This is a genomic window from Mesorhizobium sp. M0601 (assembly GCF_040320845.1).
GTDB lineage: Bacteria > Pseudomonadota > Alphaproteobacteria > Rhizobiales > Rhizobiaceae > Mesorhizobium.
The window spans coordinates 15229-36509 of the sequence record NZ_JAMYQK010000011.1; the positions used below are offsets into that span (position 1 = coordinate 15229).

Here is a 21281-nt window from a genome sequence, read left to right on the forward strand (position 1 = left end):
GATGACAAAGAACAAGCTCGTTGAGCCCGAGACGCTGCCCTACCGGCCCTGCGTAGGGGTGATGGTCCTCAATGAGGCCGGCCTGGTCTGGGTCGGCCGTCGCATTGCCGAGCCGGACAGCGAATTCGCTGGAGCGACGCAGCTCTGGCAGATGCCGCAGGGCGGCATCGATGATGGCGAGGAGCCGCTGCCCGCGGCGGCGCGTGAACTTTACGAAGAGACCGGCATGCGCTCGGTGTCGCTGCTGGCCGAGGCGCCGCACTGGATCAAATACGACCTGCCGGCGCATCTGGTCGGCGTCGCCTTCAAGGGACGATATCGCGGCCAGACGCAGAAATGGTTTGCCTTCCGTTTCCACGGCGACGAAAGCGAGATCGCGATCAATCCGCCGCCGGGTGGCCACAAGGCCGAGTTCGACCGGTGGGCGTGGCGGCCGATGCTGGAATTGCCGGGCCTGATCGTGCCGTTCAAGCGCAAGGTCTACGAAGATGTGGTGGCGGCGTTCCGGCACCTGGTGGCGTAGCCGCCGGCCTTCCGTTAAAACAGGTCGGCATGAGCGACATCTCCAGCAAATCTCTTCCGCCGACCGTCACCCTGGGCGAACCGATCAGCGAAGCCGCGGCAGGGGCGATCCTGACCATCGATCTCGGCGCCGTCCGTGAGAACTACCGGCGGCTGAAGGCGCGGCTGGGCGGCGTCGGCTGTGCTGGAGTGGTCAAGGCCGACGGTTACGGGATTGGCGCGGCGCCGGTGGCGGCGGCGCTGATGGGTGAGGGCTGTAATACTTTCTTTGTTGCGCATTTGGCCGGCGGCATCTTGCTGCGCAAGGCGCTCGGCTCAGACCCGGCCATTTATGTGCTGAACGGCATTCCGCCGGGTGCGGAAACGGAAGCGGTTGTGGCAGGGCTTTGCACCGTACTCAACAGCGCCAGCCAACTCGCGGCATGGCGCGAGATGGCCGGGCGGGTGGGCCGTAAGTTGCCGGCCGCCCTCCAGGTCGACAGCGGCATGTCGCGGCTCGGCATGACGCCATCCGAGGTGAAGGCAGTCGCGCAGGATCCGCAGGCTTTCGACGGTGTCGAACTGACCTTCGTGATGAGCCATCTCGCCTGCGCCGATGAACCCGAGCAGCCGGCCAACGAGCGGCAGCGGCTGGAATTCGAACGGCTGCGCCGGATGCTGCCGGAAGCGCCGGCTTCGTTTGCCAACTCATCAGGCATTTTTCTCGGACAGCGCTATCACTACGACCTCGTTCGTCCGGGTGCCGCTCTCTATGGTGTCAATCCGACGCCGGCGAAGGACAATCCGATGCTGCCGGTGGTGCGATTGCAGGCCAAGGTCATCCAGACGCGGATATTGGAGGCCGGCGCCGGTGTCGGCTACGGTCACACTTTCCACGCCAAGGCCCCGCTTGCCGCGGCGACGATTTCGCTCGGCTACGGCGATGGCTGGCATCGACGCGCCGCTTCCGCCGCCTGGCTCGAAAATGTGCGGCTGCCCTTCGTCGGCCGGGTTTCGATGGATTCGATCATCCTCGACATTTCCGCATTGCCGCCCGGCAGGCTGAAGGCCGGCGACCTCGTCGAACTCATCGGACCGTCGTCGCAGACGGTGGACCAGGTAGCCGGCCAGGCCGGCACCATCGGCTATGAGGTCTTGACCAGCCTCGGCCACCGTTTCCACCGGCGCTATGTGAATGGCTAGGACGCAAGGTTGTTGTCCTCACGCATGTCTTTTCCCTAAGCATCGGCACTTGGCTGACGCCACAGAATCCGGCAGACATGAGGCGGCGATGATCCCGGTCTCGAATCCCGACGAGATGCCGCCGCGGAGAACCAAACGATGAAGATCTTCGTGGTGGGCGGCGGCGTGATCGGGGTCACCACCGCCTATTTTCTTGCCGAGGCCGGTCATCAGGTGACGGTGATCGATCGCCAGAAAGGCCCGGCGCTGGAAACCAGCTTTGCCAATGCCGGCGAGATCTCGCCCGGCTATGCCTCGCCCTGGGCCGGGCCCGGCGTTCCGCTGAAGGCCATCAAATGGCTTTTGATGAAGCACGGTCCACTGGTGGTGCGACCGGCCCTCGATCCGCATATGTGGATATGGCTGGTCAAGATGCTGCGCAATTGCACGGCTGAACGCTACGCGCTGAACAAGGCGCGCATGGTGCCGCTGGCCGAGTACAGCCGCGACACGCTGATGGCGCTGCGCGAGGCGACCGGCATCGCCTATGACGAGCGCGCCAAGGGCACGCTGCAGCTCTTCCGAACGCAAAAGCAGCTCGACGGCGTCGGCGGCGATGTCGAGGTGCTGAAGGCCTATGGCGTCCCCTACGAGGTCCTCGACCCCGACGGCTGCATTGCGGCCGAGCCTGGGCTGGCCGGCGTGCGCGAAAAATTCGTCGGTGGCCTGCGGTTGCCCGGCGACGAAACCGGCGACTGCAAGATGTTCACCGACAGGCTTGCCGAGCTTTGCGCAGCACGCGGCGTCACCTTCGAATACGACACGGAGATACGGCGCGTCGTCAAGAAGCGCGATCGCATCACCAACATCAGCACCAGCAAGGGCTGGATGGTCGCCGATGCCTATGTGATGGCGATGGGCAGCTATTCGGCACGGTTCATGCGCATGCTGAAGCGGCCCATCCCGGTCTACCCGGTCAAGGGCTATTCGATCACCCTGCCGATCAAGGACGCCGCCGCTGCACCGGTCTCGACCGTGATGGACGAGAGCTACAAAGTAGCGATCACCCGGCTCGGCGACCGTATCCGGGTCGGCGGCACGGCGGAGATTTCCGGCTTCGACCTGCGGCTGCATGAATCGCGGCGCCGCACGCTCGAACATTCGGTCGGCGACCTGTTTCCGGGCAGCGGCGACATGCGATCGGCGACCTTCTGGTGCGGGCTGCGGCCGATGACACCGGACGGGCCGCCGCTGATCGGCCGCACCGATTTCTCCAATCTCTATCTCAACACTGGCCATGGCACACTCGGCTGGACCATGGCCTGCGGCTCGGCCAAAGTTCTGGCCGACATCATCTCCAGCCGGGTGCCCGACATCGACGTCGGCGACCTCGGGCCCGGACGATACGCCAAGTAAGACGCCCACCAGCTAAGACAGCCAGCGGCCGGCAGGCTCACGCGAACAAACCCCTGTCCCGTTCGACGGCCTTGGTAATGAAGCTCGCGACGACCTGGACGCGGCGCAGCGGCCTGACCGATTCATGATAGACCAGCCAGTAGGCGCGGCGGATGGGTGCGACGATATCGAGAGGCACCAGCTCCGGCATCGAGCGGGCAACGAAGGTGTGCAGGATGCCGATGCCGGCGCCGGAACGCACCGCTTCGGCCTGGCCGAGCGCGGAGGAAATGGCGAAGCTGGTCTGCCAGTCGGGGCTGAATTCGGCCGCGTAGTCGAGCGAGGGACTGACGATCAGGTCCGGCACGTAGCCGATCAGCGTATGCTGGCCTAGCTCGGCGGCGGTTCCGGGCAGGCCATGGGTGTCGGCGTAGGCACGCGACGCGAACAGGCCGAGCGTGTAGTCGACCAGCTTTCCCGCCACCAGGCGGCCTTCCGTCGGCCGTTCGACGGTGATGGCAATGTCGGCCTCGCGCCGGGACAAAGAGAAGGAGCGTGGCACCGGCACCAGCTGGATGGTGAGCTCACGGTGCAGAGCGGTCAGCGCGCCGAGGCGCCTGGCCAGGAAGGCGACGCCAAAGCCGTCCGGCGCGCCGATGCGCACGGTGCCCGAGATGTCGTCGCCTTCGCCTGAAACGGTCGAGCGCGCGGCGATCATGTCGCCCTCCATGCGTTCGGCAATCTCGAGGAAACGCTCGCCCGCCGGCGTCAGCTCGCTGCCGGTGGTAAGCCGGCGAAACAGTTTTGTCCTGAGCGCTGCCTCGAGGGCGGCAATGCGGCGCGAGACGGTCGCGTGATTAAGCTCCAGCCGCCTGGCGGCGCCGAGGATCTGGCCGGCCCGCGCTACGGCAAGGAAGATACGGGCATCATCCCAGTTCATGAGGGTGGTCCTGGCGATAACGATCAAAACCGCGTTCCTTCGCGCCCCCCTCTGTCCTGCCGGACATCTCTCCCTCAAGGGGGGAGATTGGCAGTTTCGCCGCAGGCGTCTTTCTTGCCGCGGTGAAGATTTCCGAAGGCGGGCGTGACAGCCAATCTCCCCCCTTGAGGGAGAGATGTCCGGCAGGACAGAGGGGGGCGGTGAAGGAACCCAATCTCAATCCTTGCTGCTGGGGACCTGCATTCTTCCTATTTGCGAGAATTGATGCTCTGCCGTCAACCGCTATCTATTCTCCGCACAACGGTTGCGTTTTCGCTCGCGTTGCCATCGCTCCCGCAAAGGCGGACAATGCCTCATCACGAACCAGGGAGAGAGACCATGATCGAATACGGTCATTTCATCGGCGGCAAGCGCGTCGCCGGAACCAGCGGCCGCAAGCAGGACGTCATGCAGCCGATGGACGGCACGGTGCGCGGCACGGTGGCGCTGGCTTCGCAGGCGGAATTGCGTGCGGCGGTCGAAAACGCCAAGGCCGCACAGCCCGGCTGGGCGGCGACCAATCCGCAGCGGCGCGTACGCGTCCTGATGCGGTTCCTCGAGTTGGTCGCCAAGGAGTATGACGCGCTGGCCGAGATATTGGCGCGCGAACACGGCAAGACCATCGCCGACGCCAAGGGTGACATCCAGCGCGGCCTCGAAGTGGTCGAGGTCTGTATCGGTGCGCCGCATATGATGAAGGGCGAGTTCACCGATGGCGCCGGCCCCGGCATAGACGTCTATTCGATGCGCCAGCCGCTCGGCGTCGTCGCCGGCATCACGCCGTTCAATTTTCCGGCGATGATCCCGCTGTGGAAGATCGCGCCGGCCATCGCCTGCGGCAATGCATTCATTCTCAAGCCGTCCGAACGCGACCCGGGCGTGCCGATGCGCATTGCCGAACTGTTTATCGAGGCCGGTCTGCCGGCGGGCATCCTTAATGTCGTCAACGGCGACAAGGAAGTGGTCGACGCCATCCTCGACGATCCCGACATCAAGGCCATCGGTTTCGTCGGCTCGACACCGATCGCCCAGTACATCTATTCGCGCGGCTGCGCGGCCGGCAAGCGCGTGCAGTGCTTCGGCGGCGCCAAGAACCACATGATCATCATGCCGGATGCCGACATGGACCAGACCGTCGACGCGCTGATCGGCGCCGGCTACGGCTCGGCCGGCGAGCGCTGCATGGCAATCTCGGTGGCCGTCCCGGTCGGCAACGACACCGCCAACCGGCTGATGGAAAGACTGGTACCGCGCGTCGAGAGCCTGAAGGTCGGTCCGTCGACGGATTCTTCCGCCGATTTCGGCCCGCTGGTGACGGCGCAGGCGCTGGAACGGGTCAAGTCCTATGTCGACACCGGCGTCAAGGAAGGCGCCAAGCTGGTCGTCGACGGCCGCGGCTTTTCCATGCAGGGCTACGAGAACGGCTACTATATGGGTGGCTGCCTGTTCGACAACGTGACCGCCGACATGCGTATCTACAAGGAAGAGATCTTCGGGCCGGTGCTGTCGGTGGTGCGCGCACCGACCTACGAGAACGCCATCAAGCTCGCCAACGAGCACGAGATGGGCAATGGCGTCGCCATCTTCACCCGCGACGGCGACGCGGCGCGCGACTTCGCCTCGCGGGTTCAGGTCGGCATGGTCGGGATCAACGTGCCGATCCCGGTGCCGATCGCCTACTACACCTTTGGCGGCTGGAAGGCGTCCTCCTTCGGCGACCTCAACCAGCACGGGCCGGACGCGTTCCGCTTCTACACCAAGACCAAGACGGTAACGTCGCGCTGGCCGTCCGGCGTGAAGGACGGTGCCGAGTTCGTCATCCCGACGATGAACTGACCGAACGGTTTGCTGTCAGCGCGTCCTCGCCTTCGGCTTGGGGCGCGCGGGCCGGCGTGAAGGATGGCGCCGAATTCGTCACCCCGACGATGAACTGATCCAAATCGCAGAAAGCAAGAAAAGGCCCGGGCACCAAGCTCGGGCCTTTTTGCCGCGGTCTTCATCGGCATGAACACTAATGTGATGGAACCAAGAAGGCAGCAATCTTCTTAGGTTGCAGTCCTGCCGCGAAGGAGATGCTGGCAGATCAACCAACGGCGCTGGTGACGGCTCCGGGGGATATCGTCCGGCGCAAAGGAGGTGTCAGATGGCACGTCTCATGGCGACTATAGCTTGCGCTGCGATGGCCCTTTCCGCCGTCCCGGCAATGGCTGCCGAGCAATGTGCGGCACGCGCCGATATGGTCAAGGCGCTCGGCGAGAAGTTTCATGAAAACCCGAGCGCGGTCGGCGTCGTCAATCCGAATGTGGTGCTTGAAGTCTTCGTTTCCGACAAGGGCACATGGACCATCCTCGCCAGCGACACAAAAGGTCAAAGCTGCGTGATTTCAGTCGGCGAAGGCTGGGAGAGCGCGATGACGAAAGCGGCGCTGCCAGGCACCTGAACGATTTATCACGGGTCTGCGCGCCTCGGCATGGCCGCGCGGCCTGTGGCTCATTCTTTCGGCGACAGCCGTAAAACGGATCTGCAGGCGCCCGCTTGGGCGCCTGCTTGCGCTTTTCCATTGCCGATACCATATATCGAGAACATAATGGGAACATCTGAAATCGTTCCCACCAATGGCAGACCGGAACACAGAAAGGAACGACGCGATGATGATGACGTCGGAACCGGCCTGGATCGCTCCGGCAAAATGAGGCCGTCAAACCCCTCCTTTGCCGGAACGTGATGGCAAAGGAGGTGCCCTATGGCACGCAAATCGCTGTTGAGATGGGTGAAAACCCTGGTTCTTGCTGGCGCATTGGCGGTGGGTACGAACACCGCAGGCGCGCAATATCAACACTGCGTTGAACATGGCGAGCTCGTCGCCCATTTGAGCGAGAAGTTCCAGGAAAGGCAGTTTGCTTTGGGCCTGATCGGTCATGAGGCGGTCATGGAAGTCTTTGTCGCCGAGACCGGAACCTGGACCATCGTCGTCACCGATATCGCCGGCAGAAGCTGCATCGTCGCGGCCGGCGACAATTGGGAAAACGTGATGGCCCTGCCCGGCCAGGGCGCATGACGAAATGGCAGGCTCAGCGTGTGGCAGCTGCCTCGGCATGGCCGCGCAAAAGCGCCATCAGGCGCTTGGCGTCCTTGGCCGCGGCATCTTCGTCGCCTGCGAGGATCGAACGGATCAGTGCGACATGATGCTCGGCGGATTCGGCCAAGCCGGTATCGGCCTTGTAGCGGAACCAGAAGCGACGGCTATGGGTTTGCAAGGGTGCCGCCAGGCGCGCGGCGAACGGGTTGTCGGCAGCCAGCGCCAGCGCCTCGTCGAGCGCCTTGTCGGCCTGGATAAAGTAGAACACATTTTCCGAAATCACCGCCTTTTGCATGGCAAGGGCAGCGTCATGGAACAGGTCGGCGGCCTCGCGGGTAACGAAGCGGGCGGCCGAGCGGGCAAGCACCACCTCGACGCCACGGCGGGCGTCGAGGACACGCAGCCAGTCGCCGGGGTGAAGCGGCGCGATGGCGATGCCGGCGCGCGGCCGGACCTCGAGCAGCCCCTCCCAGGCCAGCCGCTGGATTGCTTCGCGAACCGGGGTGCGGCCGAGGCCGAGCCTGTCAATCAGCGCCCCCTCGGTGATGAAGCTCGCCGGCGCCAGTTCGAGAGTTACGATCATGTGCTCGAGCCTGCGGTAGGCCTTCGCAGTTGCCGGCTCGGAGCCCGGGCTGTCATATACCAATGCGGCATCTCCTGATATATTGTTGATATATCATATCAGATTCAACGTTGACAGCCGGCTTCTTAAGAAATATACGACTGATATATCAGATGGAGCGATCGACATGTGGGCCGGAGTCTTCCCCGCCGTTACGACCAAATTCACCGAGGACGACGGCCTCGACCATGCCGAGATGGAGCGCTGCTTTGCGCTGCAGATGGAGGCCGGCTGTGACGGCATCATCGTCTGCGGGTCGCTCGGCGAAGGCCCGATGCTGTCGCACGACGAGAAGATCGCGGTGCTGAAGACCGCGCAGAAGATCGCCGGCAAGAAACCGGTGCTGTTGACGGTCAACGAGGCCGGTACACGCGAGGCGGCGGCGATCGCGCGCCGCGCCGCCAAGGAAGGCGCCAACGGTTTGATGGTGGTGCCGAGCCCGATCTACCATACCAATGCCGAGGAGACGGTCGCGGCACTCAGCGCCGTCGCCGCGGCCGGCGACCTGCCGGTGATGATCTACTCCAACCGGCTTGCCTACCGCGTCGACGTTACCGTCGACCAGATGGAGGAGTTGGCGAAGGACCAACGCTTCGTCGCCATAAAAGAGTCCTCCGACGACATCCGCCGCTCGACCGAGATCATCAACCGCCTCGGCGACCGCTACGACCTGTTCACCGGCGTAGACAATCTCGCCTTCGAGGCGCTGTCGGTCGGCGCCATCGGCTGGGTGGCGGGCCTGGTCACCGCGTTCCCGCGCGAGACCGTCGCCATCTACCAGCTGATGCGACAGGGCCGCCGCGAGGAGGCGTTGAAGATCTACCGCTGGTTCCGGCCGCTGCTCGACCTCGACGTTTCGACCTATCTGGTGCAGAACATCAAGCTTGCCGAAGTGCTGGCGATCAACACCAACGACCGCGTGCGCATGCCGCGCCAGCCATTGTCGGGCGAGCGGCGCAAGGCAGTCGAAAAGATCGTCAGGGATGCGCTGGCGGCGCGGCCAGAGCTGCCGACATTCTGATCCAGTCGCTTTGAAGGCATTTGCAGATGTGTAGCGCGGCGCATGGCAATGAATGATAATGCTACGCTCGATGTCGCCATCATTGGTGGCGGCATCATCGGCATCTGCGCCGCCGCCTTTCTGGCAGAGGCGGGGCGAAACGTCACGATCTTCGATCGGACGGGGATCTGTGAGGAAACCAGCTCCGGCAATGCCGCTGCCTTTGCCTTCTCCGATGTGCTGCCGCTCGCCCACAAGGGCATGATCAAGCAGTTGCCGAAATGGCTCGCCGACCCGCTCGGCCCGCTCAGCATCCCACCCGCGTATCTGCCGAAGCTGCTGCCCTGGCTGGTCCGCTTCTGGCGCGCCGGCCGAAGCGACCGCTATGAAGGCGGCCTTGCCGCGCAGGCCGGGATGATGAAGCTCGCCGAGGCGGAATGGATGGGCTTGCTCGACCGTTCCGGCACACGGCCGATGCTGCATGAGGACGGCTCGCTCGAACTCTACGACAGCGAGGCCGAGTTCAAGGCTTCACTGCCCGGCTGGGCGGCAAGGCAGCGCTTCGGCATCGGCTTCAGCCATGTCGAGGGGAGCGCTCTCACAGCCCTGCAGCCCGGTCTGTCGCCGCGCTTTGTCAAGGGAACGTTCGTGCCGGGGTGGAAAACCGTTGCCGATCCCAAGCTGCTTGGAAAGGCCTTGTGGGTCTATGCCGAGAGGTTGGGCGCCGGGTTCGAAAGGGCCCGGATCGAGCGTGTCGAGGCGGGACAGGACGGCGCGATCCTGACCACGGCCGACGGCACGCGGCGACGGGCGAAGCACGTCGTCATCGCTGCCGGGGCCTGGTCGCATCTGCTGGCGAGACATCTCGGCGACGGAATCCCGCTGGAGACCGAGCGTGGCTACAACACGACGTTGCCGAAGACTGCCTTCGACGTAAAGCGGCAATTGATCTTCTCCGGGCATGGCTTCGTCATCACGCCGCTCGAGACGGGCCTGCGCGTCGGCGGCGCGGTCGAACTCGGCGGCCTTGAGAGGCCGCCCAATTATGCGCGCTCGAAAGCGCTGCTCGAAAAGGCGCAGAAATTCCTGCCGGGACTGGATCCGGCCAATGGACGCGAATGGATGGGGTTCCGGCCGTCGCTGCCGGATTCGCTGCCGGTGATCGGGCGGTCGCAACAAACGCCGTCGGTGGTGTATGGTTTCGGCCACGGTCACCTCGGCCTGACCCAGGCCGCGGTGACCGGGCGCTTGATCCGCGAGCTCGTTCTCGGGCAGAATCCATCGCTCGATCTCGGCCCGTTCAGCCCGCAACGGTTTTGAGTTCGAAGACAGTCAGTTGGGAGCCGGCATGGCCAAGAATTCCTTCTTCTGCATAGACGGCCACACCTGCGGCAATCCGGTGCGGCTGGTCGCCGGCGGCGGGCCTTTGCTCAAGGGCTCGACGATGATGGAGCGGCGAGCGCATTTCCTGGCCGAATATGACTGGATCCGCACCGGGCTGATGTTCGAGCCGCGCGGCCATGACGTGATGTCCGGCTCGATCCTCTATCCGCCGACGCGTGAAGATTGCGACATCGCCATCCTGTTCATCGAAACCTCGGGCTGCTTGCCGATGTGCGGCCACGGCACCATCGGCACGGTAACTTTTGCCGTCGAGCATGGGCTGATCAAGCCGAAGACACCGGGCGTGCTCAGGCTGGATACGCCGGCGGGCTTGGTCGTAGCGGAGTACAGCCAAGTCGGCGACTATGTCGAGGAGGTGCGCATCACCAATGTGCCTTCCTTCCTCTATGCCGAGGCTCTGACGGTCGAATGCCCCGGGCTCGGCGAGATCAGCGTCGATGTCGCCTATGGCGGCAATTTCTACGCCATCGTCGAACCGCAAAAAACCTATCGCGACATGGCCGACCATTCGGCCGGCGAACTGATCGCCTGGAGCCCGGTGATGCGGCAGCGGCTCAACGAGAAATATTCCTTCGTCCACCCGGAGAATCCCGGCATCGATAAGCTGTCGCACATATTGTGGACCGGGGCGCCGACCAACCCGCAAGCCGATGCCCGCAACGCCGTCTTCTACGGCGACAAGGCAATCGACCGCTCGCCCTGCGGCACCGGCACCTCGGCGCGGATGGCGCAGCTTCACGCCAAGGGCAAGCTTGGGGTCGGCAACGACTTCGTCCACGAATCGATCATCGGGTCGCTGTTCAAGGGCAGGGTGGAGAAAGAGGTCACCGTCGCCGGCAAGCCGGCAATCATTCCGTCGATCGGCGGGTGGGCGCGGATGACCGGATTGAACACGATCTTCATCGACGACCGCGACCCATTCGCGCACGGCTTCGTCGTCAAATAGAGAAAACGCTGACGCAAGCGAAAGAAAGAGAGCGCAAACGGATTGCCTTCGACGACGCAACGATCCCGCTCATCAACTTATTTTGACGGCGATTTCTTCGAAATGGAGCGCATGCTGCGATTGAATCGTCAAAGACATTGCGTTAGGCCAATGGTAGGGTCCGCGATGGTCCAGGGGGCGCACCGGAACAAAACGGGCAATCGGACGACGTGCGGCGAAAACACGCGTAATGATCGAAAAATCACGTTGCAATCCGGGCTCGAAACTTTACGACTAGGGAAAATACGAAAAGGAATGCGTCTGCATGGGCGACATTCCAGGGGAGCCACGACAGCATGCAGTATTTTGTCCAGCAGCTTATCAACGGGCTGACGCTGGGATCGATCTATGGGCTGATAGCGATCGGCTATACGATGGTCTACGGCATCATCGGCATGATCAATTTCGCCCATGGCGACATTTTCATGATCGGCGCTTTCACCGCGCTCATCGTTTTCCTTATCCTCGGTGCGTTGTTCTATTCGCTGCCGATCGTCGTTGCGCTGCTGATCATGATGATCGTCGCGATGCTGCTGACCAGCCTGTATAACTGGACGATCGAGAAGGTGGCCTACCGGCCTTTGCGTGGTTCATTCCGGCTGGCGCCGCTGATCACCGCGATTGGCATGTCGATTGCGCTGTCCAATTTCGTCCAGGTGACGCAAGGGCCGCGCAACAAGCCGGTCCCGCCAATGGTGTCCAAGGTCTACAACGTCGAAGGCATCAGCGTCTCGCTGAAGCAGATCATCATTGTCCTGGTCACCATAGTCCTGCTCGCGCTGTTCTGGTACCTGGTCAACAAGACCTCGCTCGGCCGGGCGCAGCGCGCCTGCGAGCAGGACCGCAAGATGGCCGCGCTGCTCGGCGTCGACGTCGATCGCACCATCTCGATCACCTTCATTATGGGCGCCGCCCTTGCCGCTGTCGCCGGCACGTTGTTCCTGATGTATTACGGCGTTGTTGTGTTTTCCGACGGCTTTACGCCCGGTGTGAAGGCGTTTACTGCCGCGGTGCTCGGCGGCATCGGCTCACTGCCCGGCGCCGTGCTCGGCGGGCTGATGATTGGCTTCATCGAAAGCATGTGGTCGGCTTATTTCTCGATCGACTACAAGGACGTCGCCGCCTTCTCCATCCTGGCGATCGTGCTGATCTTCCTGCCTTCCGGCATTCTCGGCCGGCCAGAAGTCGAAAAGGTCTGAGATCATGGCGGTTACCGTGTCTCCGGAAAGCACCGTCGTCGCCACCCCGGTCCAGCGCGCTTTTCGCGAAGCGCTCTATGCCGGCGCCATCTCGCTTGGCCTGTTCGTGCTGTTCATCGGCCTGAAAACCGACCAGAATATCTCCAACGAACTGATCCTGGTGCAACGCTGGGGCTTGCTCGCCGGCGTCGTGATCGCCACCATGGCAGGACGCTTCCTCTATGTCGCCTATGGCCAGCCCTTCCTGGCGAACCAGAAGATCGTCGACGTCGCCACCGGCCTGCTGCCGGTCAGCCTGGCTTCGCGATTCTTCCGCCTTCCCGCGTTCATCGTGGCGCTCGCCGTCGCCGTTATTCTGGTCGCGCTCAGCGGCTTTCTGACCGAGGCCTTAGGGCCGGAACTTTCCGATTTTGTGCGGTTCCTGCGGGCGCTCGCAATCATCTATGCGCTGGCTTGGCTGATATATCGGTTCCGGGCCTTCATTCACGCTCATTTCTCGGCATTGGGCATAACCGCACTGGCGCTCTACCCGATTATCGTGGTGTTGGTGCTGGCTCTATATGCCGGGTCGATGGCCGCCGGTTTCCAGGGCTCGCTGAAATATGTCGACAATTACGGCATCCAGATCCTGATCTACGTGATGCTGGCTTGGGGGCTGAATATCGTTATCGGCTTGGCCGGCTTGCTCGATCTCGGCTATGTCGCCTTCTACGCCGTCGGTGCCTACGCCTATGCGCTGCTCGGCACGCATTTCGGCCTCTCCTTCTGGATCCTGCTGCCCGCCGCTGGCCTGATGGCTGCGTTCTGGGGCGTGATGCTCGGCTTCCCGGTGCTGCGCCTGCGCGGTGACTATCTGGCGATCGTGACGCTCGCCTTCGGCGAAATCATAAGGCTGGTGATCATCAACTGGCGCGAGGTGACCAACGGCTCGGCCGGCATTTCCGGCATCCCGAAGGTGTCTTTCTTCGGCCTGATGTCGTTCAACGTCTCCGATCCGAACTACATCTCGAAGGTGCTCGGCATCGCCCAATCGGGTGCCTACTACAAGATATTCCTCTACTATTTGATCCTTGGGCTCTGTCTGCTGACGGCCTTCGTCACCGTGAGGCTCAGGCGTCTGCCGGTCGGCCGCGCCTGGGAAGCGCTGCGCGAGGACGAGATCGCCTGCCGCTCGCTCGGTATCAACACCACCACCACCAAGCTCACGGCCTTTGCCACGGGCGCGATGTTTGGCGGCTTCGCCGGCTCGTTCTTTGCCGCGCGGCAAGGCTTCGTCAGCCCGGAATCCTTCGTCTTCCTGGAATCCGCGATCATCCTTGCCATCGTCGTGCTTGGCGGCATGGGCTCGCTGGTCGGCATTGCCGTCGCCGCGATGGTGATGATCGGCGGCACCGAAATCCTGCGCGAACTGGATTTCCTCAAGACCGGCCTGAGTTGGGGCAACATCAAGGTTATACCCGGGTTCGGCCCCGACTTCACGCCGGAGCTTTATCGCATGCTGTTGTTCGGCATGGCCATGGTCATCGTCATGCTGTGGAAGCCGCGCGGCTTCGTCGGCAGCCGCGAGCCGACAGCCTTCCTCAAGGTGCGCAGGGCGGTGTCGGGGTCCTTCACCAAGGAGGGACACGGCTGATGAACGCGAGCCCCTCCGTGAACGATGCCATCCTGCAGGTCGATCATTTGTCGATGAAGTTCGGCGGTCTCGTCGCCATCGGCGACCTGTCGTTCCAGGCCAAACGCGGCGAGATCACCGCGCTGATCGGTCCCAACGGCGCCGGCAAGACCACCGTGTTCAATTGCATCACCGGTTTCTACAAACCGTCGGAAGGCATGATCACGCTCAATCGGCGCGACGGCTCGACCTTCCTGCTCGAACGTTTGCCGAACCATGAAATCCCGGCGCGGGCCAAGGTGGCGCGCACCTTCCAGAACATCCGCCTGTTCTCGGGCATGACGCTGCTGGAGAACCTGCTGGTGGCCCAGCACAACAAGCTGATGAAGGCGTCCGGCTATACCATTCTCGGCCTGTTCGGTTATAGCGGATACAGACAGGCTTCGGCGGAATCGGTTGAACTGGCCGAGCACTGGCTGGAAAAGGCCGATCTCGTCGACCGCGCCGACGATCCTGCCGGCGATCTGCCCTATGGCGCGCAGCGACGGCTCGAAATTGCTCGCGCCATGTGCACCGGCCCTGAGCTTCTGTGCCTCGACGAGCCGGCCGCCGGCCTTAATCCGAAGGAATCGGCGGCGCTCAATGCACTGCTGATGGACATCAAGGACAACACCGGCACGTCGATCCTTTTGATCGAGCATGATATGGCGGTGGTTATGCAGATTTCGGACCATGTCGTCGTGCTCGAATACGGGCGCAAGATCTCCGACGGCAACCCGCAATCGGTGCGGACCGACCCGCGCGTCATCGCTGCCTACCTCGGCGTCGAAGACGAGGACGTCGAGACGGTGCTGACCGAAGTCGGCGACGAAGATGTCATCGAGCAATTGGATACGGGTCCGGATGCGGCCCATGGCCCAGGCACATCGTCTTCGTATCTCGCCGGACCGGTTGTCGACACGGTCGGCCATAGCGAGGGCGAACGCGTCACCGTGTCAAAGGGCGCTTCGAAAGCCGGGCAGATCGATGCAAGGTCGAGTGCCGCGGCAAAGTCCGGATCGCCGGCCAAAGCCAAATCGGCCGCGAAATCTTCTGCCGCAAAATCTTCCACTGCAAAGCCGGCCTCCAAGGCTCCGGTGAAGTCAAAAACTCCCGGCACCTCTAATCGGCGTGGAGGGCGGAAATAATGGCCGGCACAACGCTGCTCGATATCAAGGGCGTCCAGACCTACTACGGCAACATCAGGGCGCTGAACGGCGTCGATGTCACGGTCAAGCAAGGTGAGATCGTAGCGCTGATCGGTGCCAACGGCGCCGGCAAATCGACGCTGATGATGACCATCTTCGGTGCTCCCCGCGCCCGCGCGGGTACCATCACATTCGCCGGTACCGACATCACCCAGATGCCGACCCACGAGATCGCGCGCATGCGCATCGCCCAGTCGCCGGAAGGGCGCCGCATTTTCCCGCGCATGACGGTGATGGAAAACCTGCAAATGGGCGCCAGCCTCGACAACCTCGAGCATTATGACGAGGACGTCGAGAAGGTGTTCACGCTGTTTCCACGCCTGAAGGAACGCATTGCCCAGCGTGGTGGCACGCTGTCCGGCGGCGAGCAGCAGATGCTGTCGATCGGGCGCGCGCTGATGGCGCGGCCGAAGCTGCTTTTGCTCGACGAGCCGTCGCTTGGCCTGGCGCCGCTGATCGTCAAGCAGATATTCGACGCTATCCGGGAGCTGAACCGCACGCAGGGACTGACCGTGTTCCTGGTCGAGCAAAACGCCTTCGGCGCTCTGAAGCTCGCCACGCGCGGCTATGTCATGGTCAACGGCAACGTGACGATGAGCGGCACCGGCAAGGAGTTGCTCGCCAATCCGGAGGTGCGCGCCGCCTATCTCGAAGGCGGCCATCACTGAGTTTCAGGAGACATCAATCATGCAGGGCATTGTCTATGAGGAACCCTCGATCTGGCAGTTCTTCTTCGTCACCTGCCTGCTCGGCGGCTGGGCGGCGTGGATGACGGGCAAGGCATGTGCGCAGACGTGGCGCAGCTTCGCCCAGTTGTTCGCCTACATGCTGGGGCTCGGCATCGGCGTAAGATTCATCCATCATGCGCTGTTCGGCGGAACGATGTTTTCGCTGCATTACTACGTGGTCGATACCATCGTGCTGATGATATTGGGCTTCATTGGCTACCAATACACGCGCACCAACCAGATGGTAACGCAGTATAATTGGCTTTACGAAAGAGCCTCTCTTTTGAGCTGGAAACCAAAAGGTTGACATTTATCATTAACGGCGCTTCAGGGATGAATCGGCGTGACAAGTGCCTGAAAATCGGCAAAGTACTCTTTCTGCGAGCAAGAGTGGGCATCGCATGAAAGCAACATCCACGCCCACTCGGTAAATGGGAGCGTTTCAATGAAAAAGTCACTTTTGTCCGCCGTCGCCCTGACCGCGCTTGTCGCGTTCAGCGGCAGCGCGTGGGCTGACATCCTGATCGGCGTTGCCGGTCCGATCACTGGCCCGAACGCAGCATTCGGCGCGCAGTTGCAGAAGGGCGCCGAACAGGCTGCCGCCGATATCAACGCGGCTGGCGGCATTAACGGCGAGCAGATCAAGATCGAGGTCGGCGACGACGTGTCGGATCCGAAGCAGGGCATCTCGGTCGCCAACAAGTTTGTCGCCGATGGCGTCAAATATGTCGTCGGCCACTTCAATTCGGGCGTCACCATTCCGGCGTCAGAGGTCTATGCCGAGAACGGCATTCTCGTCATCACGCCTTCCGCGACCAACCCGAAGCTGACCGAGCGGGGCCTGTGGAACACGTTTCGTACCTGCGGACGCGACGATCAGCAGGGCAAGGTTGCCGGCGACTACCTCGCCGCGCACTTTAAGGACGGCAAGATCGCCGTCGTCCACGACAAGACGCCTTACGGCCAGGGTCTCGCCGACGAAACCAAGAAGGCACTCAATGCTGATGGCGTGACCGAAGCCATGTATGAGGGCATCAATGTCGGCGACAAGGACTTCTCGGCGTTGATCGCCAAGATGAAGGATGCCGGCGTCAACGTCGTCTACTATGGCGGCCTGCACACCGAGGCCGGCCTGATTATGCGCCAGCTCGCCGATCAGGGTCTCAAGGCCCAGTTCATGTCCGGCGACGGCATCGTGTCGAACGAATTGGCCTCCATCGCCGGCGATGCCGTCGACGGCACGCTGATGACGTTCGCCCCCGATCCGCGCAAGAACCCGAACGCCAAGGAACTCGTGGAGAAGTTCCGCGCCGCCGGTTTCGAGCCTGAAGCCTATACGCTCTACTCCTACGCCGCGCTGCAGATCGTCGCCGCCGCCGCCAACAAGGTCGGCTCTTCCGACGACGCGCAGAAGGTTGCGGAAGAGATCAAGAAGAGTGGCCCGTGGAAGACCGCCATCGGCGACATCGGCTATGACGCAAAGGGCGACATCACCCGTCCCGACTACGTCATCTACACTTGGAAGAAGGGTGACGACGGCAAGTACACCTACTTCGAACAATAAGCCGGCAAACGCCTGCAGCCCAAAAATGCCCGGCGCCTCGCGCCGGGCATTTTTCATTTGTCTTTTGCTTCATCGCATAGGCGCAAGGATTTAAATCGGTTTAGCCGACGTCTCCATTTTTGTTTGCACTGCAGCATTTTCGCGCTAATCATGTCCGGCAGTTCCCTTTCCCGCGTCCGGAGCCCTGTCCTTGGCAATCTCGAAGATCCTTGTCGCCAACCGCTCCGAAATAGCCATCCGCGTCTTCCGCGCGGCCAATGAGCTCGGCCTCAAAACCGTGGCGATCTGGGCAGAGGAGGACAAATACTCCCTGCATCGCTTCAAGGCCGACGAAAGCTACCAGGTCGGGCGCGGGCCGCATTTGGCCAGGGACATGGGGCCGATCGAAAGCTATCTGTCGATCGAGGAGGTTATCCGCGTCGCCAGGCTATCGGGCGCCGATGCCATCCATCCAGGCTACGGCCTGCTGTCGGAAAGCCCGGAATTCGCCGAGGCCTGCGCCACGGCCGGCATCATCTTCATCGGGCCAAAGCCGGATACGATGCGCAGGCTAGGCAACAAGGTCGCCGCTCGCAACCTCGCGATCGAAGTCGGCGTGCCGGTAATTCCCGCCACCGATCCCTTGCCGGACGACATGGAGGTGGTAAAGGAACTCGCCAAGACGATCGGCTACCCGGTGATGCTCAAGGCATCCTGGGGCGGCGGCGGCCGCGGCATGCGCGCCATCCGCTCCGAGGCCGATCTCGCGCGCGAGGTCATGGAAGGCAAGCGTGAGGCGAAGGCGGCTTTCGGCAAGGACGAGGTCTATCTCGAAAAGCTGATCGAGCGCGCACGCCATGTCGAGGTGCAGGTGCTGGGCGACACTCATGGCAACGCCGTGCACCTGTTCGAGCGCGATTGTTCGATCCAGCGCCGCAACCAGAAAGTGGTCGAGCGGGCGCCGGCGCCCTACCTCGAAATGTCACAGCGCGAGGAGCTTTGCGGCTACGCGCTGAGGATCGCGCGCGAAACCAGCTATATCGGCGCCGGCACGGTCGAGTTCCTGCAGGATGCTGATACCGGAAAATTCTACTTCATCGAGGTCAATCCGCGTATCCAGGTCGAGCACACGGTCACCGAACAGGTGACCGGCATCGACATCGTCAAGGCGCAGATCCATATCCTCGACGGCTTTGCCATCGGCACGGCGGAATCGGGCGTTCCGGCGCAGAAGGACATCAGGCTCAACGGCCACGCGCTGCAGTGCCGCATCACCACGGAAGATCCCGAGCATAATTTCATCCCCGACTATGGCCGCATCACCGCCTATCGCGGTGCCACCGGCTTCGGTATCCGCCTTGATGGCGGCACCGCCTATTCGGGCGCGGTCATCACCCGCTTCTACGATCCGCTGCTGGAAAAGGTAACGGCGTGGGCGCCGACGCCGGCCGAGACCATCGCCCGCATGAACCGGGCGCTGCGCGAATTCCGCATCCGCGGCGTGGCGACCAACCTCACGTTCCTCGAGGCGATCATCAATCACCCGAGCTTCGCCGACAATTCCTACACCACCAAGTTCATCGACACGACGCCGGAACTGTTCGCCAGTGTGAAGCGGCAGGACCGCGCGACCAAGCTGCTCAACTACCTTGCCGACGTTTCGGTCAATGGTCATCCCGAGACGCGCGGCCGGCCGCAGCCAAAGGCCGATGCGGCGCCACCGGTAGTGCCATATCTCAACGGCAATGTGCCTCAAGGCAGCAAGCAGAAGCTCGACGTGCTCGGGCCGGAGAACTTCGCCGCGTGGATGCGCGAGCAAAAAGAGGTGCTGGTCACCGACACGACAATGCGCGACGGGCATCAATCCTTGCTCGCGACGCGTGTGCGCACCTATGACATTGCCGGAATTGCCGGCACCTATGCGCGTGCTCTGCCGCAGCTTTTGTCGCTCGAATGCTGGGGCGGCGCCACATTCGACGTCGCCATGCGCTTTCTCACCGAAGACCCATGGGAGCGGCTGTCGCTGGTGCGCGAGGCAGCACCCAACCTTCTGCTGCAGATGCTCCTGCGCGGTGCCAACGGCGTCGGCTATACCAACTATCCCGACAATGTCGTCCAGCATTTCGTCCGCCAGGCCGCTGCCGGCGGCATCGACCTGTTCCGGGTCTTCGACTGCCTGAACTGGGTCGAGAACATGCGCGTGGCCATGGATGCGGTCGGCGCCGAGGGCAGACTGATCGAAGCGGCGATCTGTTATACCGGCGACATACTCGATCCGGCGCGGGCGAAATACGATCTGAAATACTATGTCGGCTTGGCCAGGGAATTGCAGGCGGCAGGCGCCCACATCATCGCCGTCAAGGACATGGCTGGGCTTCTAAAGCCGAGCGCTGCCCGCGCGCTGTTCAAGGCACTGCGCGAGGCGACGGACCTGCCGATCCACTTCCACACCCACGACACATCCGGCCTGTCGGCGGCAACGGTGCTGGCGGCGGTGGAGAGCGGCGTCGACGCCATCGACGCGGCGATGGATTCGCTATCGGGCAACACCTCGCAGCCTTGCCTGGGTTCGATCGTGGAGGCGCTGAAGGGCACCGAGCGCGATCCGGGCCTCGACCCGCAGTGGATCAGGAACATCTCGTTCTACTGGGAGGCGGTGCGCAACCAGTATTCAGCCTTCGAAAGCGACCTGAAGGGGCCGGCATCGGAGGTCTATCTGCACGAAATGCCGGGCGGTCAGTTCACCAACCTCAAGGAACAGGCGCGCTCGCTCGGGCTGGAGACACGCTGGCACGAGGTGGCGCAGACCTATCACGACGTCAATCTGATGTTCGGCGACATCGTCAAGGTGACGCCGTCGTCCAAGGTCGTCGGCGACATGGCGCTGATGATGGTGAGCCAGGACCTGACCGTCGCCGACGTCGAGAATCCGGCGAGGGACATCGCCTTCCCGGATTCGGTGGTGTCGATGTTGCGCGGCGATCTCGGCCAGTCGCCGGGCGGCTGGCCAAAGCCATTGCAGAAGAAGGTGCTGAAGGGCGAAAAGCCGATCACGGTGCGGCCAGGTTCGCTGCTCAAACCGGCGGACCTCAAGGCCAGTCGCGCGGAGGTCGAGGAAAAGCTCGAGCGCAAGCTCAGCGAGTTCGAGTTCGCGTCGTGGCTGATGTATCCGAAGGTGTTTTCCGATTTTGCCGCCGCGCAGGAGACCTACGGGCCGGTCAGCGTTCTGCCGACGCCGACCTATTTCTACGGCATGAAGCCGGAAGACGAGATTTTCGTCGACATCGAAAAAGGCAAGACGCTGGTGGTGCGCTGCCTTGCCATCGGCGATGTCGACGAAAAGGGCATGGTCACCGTGTTCTTCGAGCTCAACGGGCAGCCGCGCCGGGTGAAGGTGCCGGACCGGGCGCATGGCGCGTCCGCTGCCAAGGCACGGCGCAAGGCGGAGCCGGGCAATGAGGCGCATGTCGGCGCGCCGATGCCTGGCGTCGTCTCGGCGCTTGCGGTCGCTGCCGGCCAGGCGGTGAAGGCCGGCGACGTGCTGCTGTCGATCGAAGCGATGAAGATGGAAACGGCGTTGCATGCCGAACGCGACGGCACCATAGCCGAGGTGCTGGTCAAGGCCGGCGACCAGATCGATGCCAAGGATCTGCTGATCGCGTTCGGGTGAAACAGGCCGGCATCAGAGAGACTTGTCGGCGCCTGGCAGCAGCCCTTCATGCCGCATCGATAGTACCTTGACCCGCCGCGCCCGGTCGGGCATCGAACCGCTGCAATTCGCCGCTCGGGTCACCCCGAGTCGCGG

Annotated in this window: 17 protein-coding genes and 1 pseudogene; 16 read left to right on the forward strand and 2 right to left on the reverse strand. The window is 62.8% G+C overall.

Annotated features, from left to right (window positions below):
* Position 1 precedes the first annotated feature (1 nt).
* From NKI41_RS12815 to NKI41_RS12825, 3 genes and pseudogenes are all read left to right on the forward strand, one after another.
* Entirely contained in the window at positions 2-523 is a 522-nt protein-coding gene (locus NKI41_RS12815) for an RNA pyrophosphohydrolase (RefSeq protein ID WP_352683312.1), read from the forward strand.
* A 29-nt stretch (positions 524-552) separates the two neighbouring features.
* On the forward strand, positions 553-1704 hold the full coding sequence (gene alr / locus NKI41_RS12820) for an alanine racemase (protein ID WP_352683314.1): 1152 nt from the start codon (positions 553-555) through the stop codon (positions 1702-1704).
* Between the two features lie 117 nt (positions 1705-1821).
* Positions 1822-3099 (forward strand): annotated as a pseudogene (locus NKI41_RS12825) (D-amino acid dehydrogenase); the annotation flags it as partial.
* Positions 3100-3136: 37 nt separating this feature from the next.
* On the opposite strand, the gene NKI41_RS12830 reads toward NKI41_RS12825, so the two are convergent.
* On the reverse strand, positions 3137-4018 hold the full coding sequence (locus tag NKI41_RS12830; protein WP_352683316.1) for a LysR family transcriptional regulator: 882 nt from the start codon (positions 4016-4018) through the stop codon (positions 3137-3139).
* A 378-nt stretch (positions 4019-4396) separates the two neighbouring features.
* On the opposite strand from NKI41_RS12830, the gene NKI41_RS12835 reads away from it, so the two are divergent.
* The 3 genes from NKI41_RS12835 to NKI41_RS12845 all read left to right on the forward strand — a co-directional run bounded on the left by NKI41_RS12835 (position 4397) and on the right by NKI41_RS12845 (position 7115).
* Complete coding sequence (locus NKI41_RS12835; protein ID WP_352471248.1) at positions 4397-5893, forward strand: CoA-acylating methylmalonate-semialdehyde dehydrogenase; 1497 nt, start codon at positions 4397-4399, stop codon at positions 5891-5893.
* A 307-nt stretch (positions 5894-6200) separates the two neighbouring features.
* Positions 6201-6497, forward strand: a complete 297-nt coding sequence (locus NKI41_RS12840; RefSeq protein WP_352471247.1) for a hypothetical protein — start codon at positions 6201-6203, stop codon at positions 6495-6497.
* A 303-nt stretch (positions 6498-6800) separates the two neighbouring features.
* Entirely contained in the window at positions 6801-7115 is a 315-nt protein-coding gene (locus NKI41_RS12845; protein WP_352471246.1) for a hypothetical protein, read from the forward strand.
* 13 nt (positions 7116-7128) lie between these two features.
* Here the strand turns inward: NKI41_RS12845 and NKI41_RS12850 are convergent, their stop codons facing one another.
* Positions 7129-7719 (reverse strand): GntR family transcriptional regulator, encoded by a 591-nt coding sequence (locus NKI41_RS12850; RefSeq protein WP_502893709.1) that lies wholly within the window; start codon positions 7717-7719, stop codon positions 7129-7131.
* 166 nt (positions 7720-7885) lie between these two features.
* Between NKI41_RS12850 and NKI41_RS12855 the strand changes: the two genes are divergently transcribed.
* The 10 genes from NKI41_RS12855 to pyc all read left to right on the forward strand — a co-directional run bounded on the left by NKI41_RS12855 (position 7886) and on the right by pyc (position 21146).
* Positions 7886-8779 (forward strand): dihydrodipicolinate synthase family protein, encoded by an 894-nt coding sequence (locus NKI41_RS12855; RefSeq protein ID WP_352683318.1) that lies wholly within the window; start codon positions 7886-7888, stop codon positions 8777-8779.
* Positions 8780-8827: 48 nt separating this feature from the next.
* The gene (locus tag NKI41_RS12860; RefSeq protein WP_352683320.1) at positions 8828-10078 is read left to right on the forward strand and encodes an NAD(P)/FAD-dependent oxidoreductase; all 1251 of its coding nucleotides are present in this window, start codon (positions 8828-8830) and stop codon (positions 10076-10078) included.
* Between the two features lie 28 nt (positions 10079-10106).
* Positions 10107-11108 (forward strand): 4-hydroxyproline epimerase, encoded by a 1002-nt coding sequence (locus tag NKI41_RS12865; protein WP_352683322.1) that lies wholly within the window; start codon positions 10107-10109, stop codon positions 11106-11108.
* A gap of 335 nt (positions 11109-11443) precedes the next feature.
* Positions 11444-12346: a branched-chain amino acid ABC transporter permease gene (locus NKI41_RS12870; RefSeq protein ID WP_352683324.1), complete on the forward strand. Its 903-nt coding sequence runs from the start codon at positions 11444-11446 to the stop codon at positions 12344-12346.
* Positions 12347-12350: 4 nt separating this feature from the next.
* Positions 12351-13979, forward strand: coding sequence for a high-affinity branched-chain amino acid ABC transporter permease LivM (gene livM, locus NKI41_RS12875; RefSeq protein ID WP_352613328.1), 1629 nt, complete (start codon positions 12351-12353; stop codon positions 13977-13979).
* Entirely contained in the window at positions 13979-15145 is a 1167-nt protein-coding gene (locus tag NKI41_RS12880) for an ABC transporter ATP-binding protein (protein ID WP_352471240.1), read from the forward strand. Before livM ends, NKI41_RS12880 begins: the two co-directional genes overlap by 1 nt.
* A complete protein-coding gene (locus NKI41_RS12885; protein WP_352471239.1) occupies positions 15145-15873 on the forward strand; it encodes an ABC transporter ATP-binding protein in 729 nt (242 codons plus the stop codon). The genes NKI41_RS12880 and NKI41_RS12885 overlap by 1 nt, the downstream gene beginning before the upstream one ends.
* A 19-nt stretch (positions 15874-15892) precedes the next feature.
* Positions 15893-16240, forward strand: coding sequence for a DUF6867 family protein (locus tag NKI41_RS12890; RefSeq protein ID WP_352471238.1), 348 nt, complete (start codon positions 15893-15895; stop codon positions 16238-16240).
* Positions 16241-16378: 138 nt separating this feature from the next.
* Positions 16379-17497, forward strand: coding sequence for a branched-chain amino acid ABC transporter substrate-binding protein (locus tag NKI41_RS12895; protein ID WP_352471237.1), 1119 nt, complete (start codon positions 16379-16381; stop codon positions 17495-17497).
* A 190-nt stretch (positions 17498-17687) separates the two neighbouring features.
* Positions 17688-21146 carry a pyruvate carboxylase gene (gene pyc / locus NKI41_RS12900; protein ID WP_352683326.1) on the forward strand — a complete coding sequence of 1153 codons (3459 nt, stop codon included), beginning with the start codon at positions 17688-17690 and terminating at the stop codon, positions 21144-21146.
* The last annotated feature ends 135 nt before the right edge of the window (positions 21147-21281 follow it).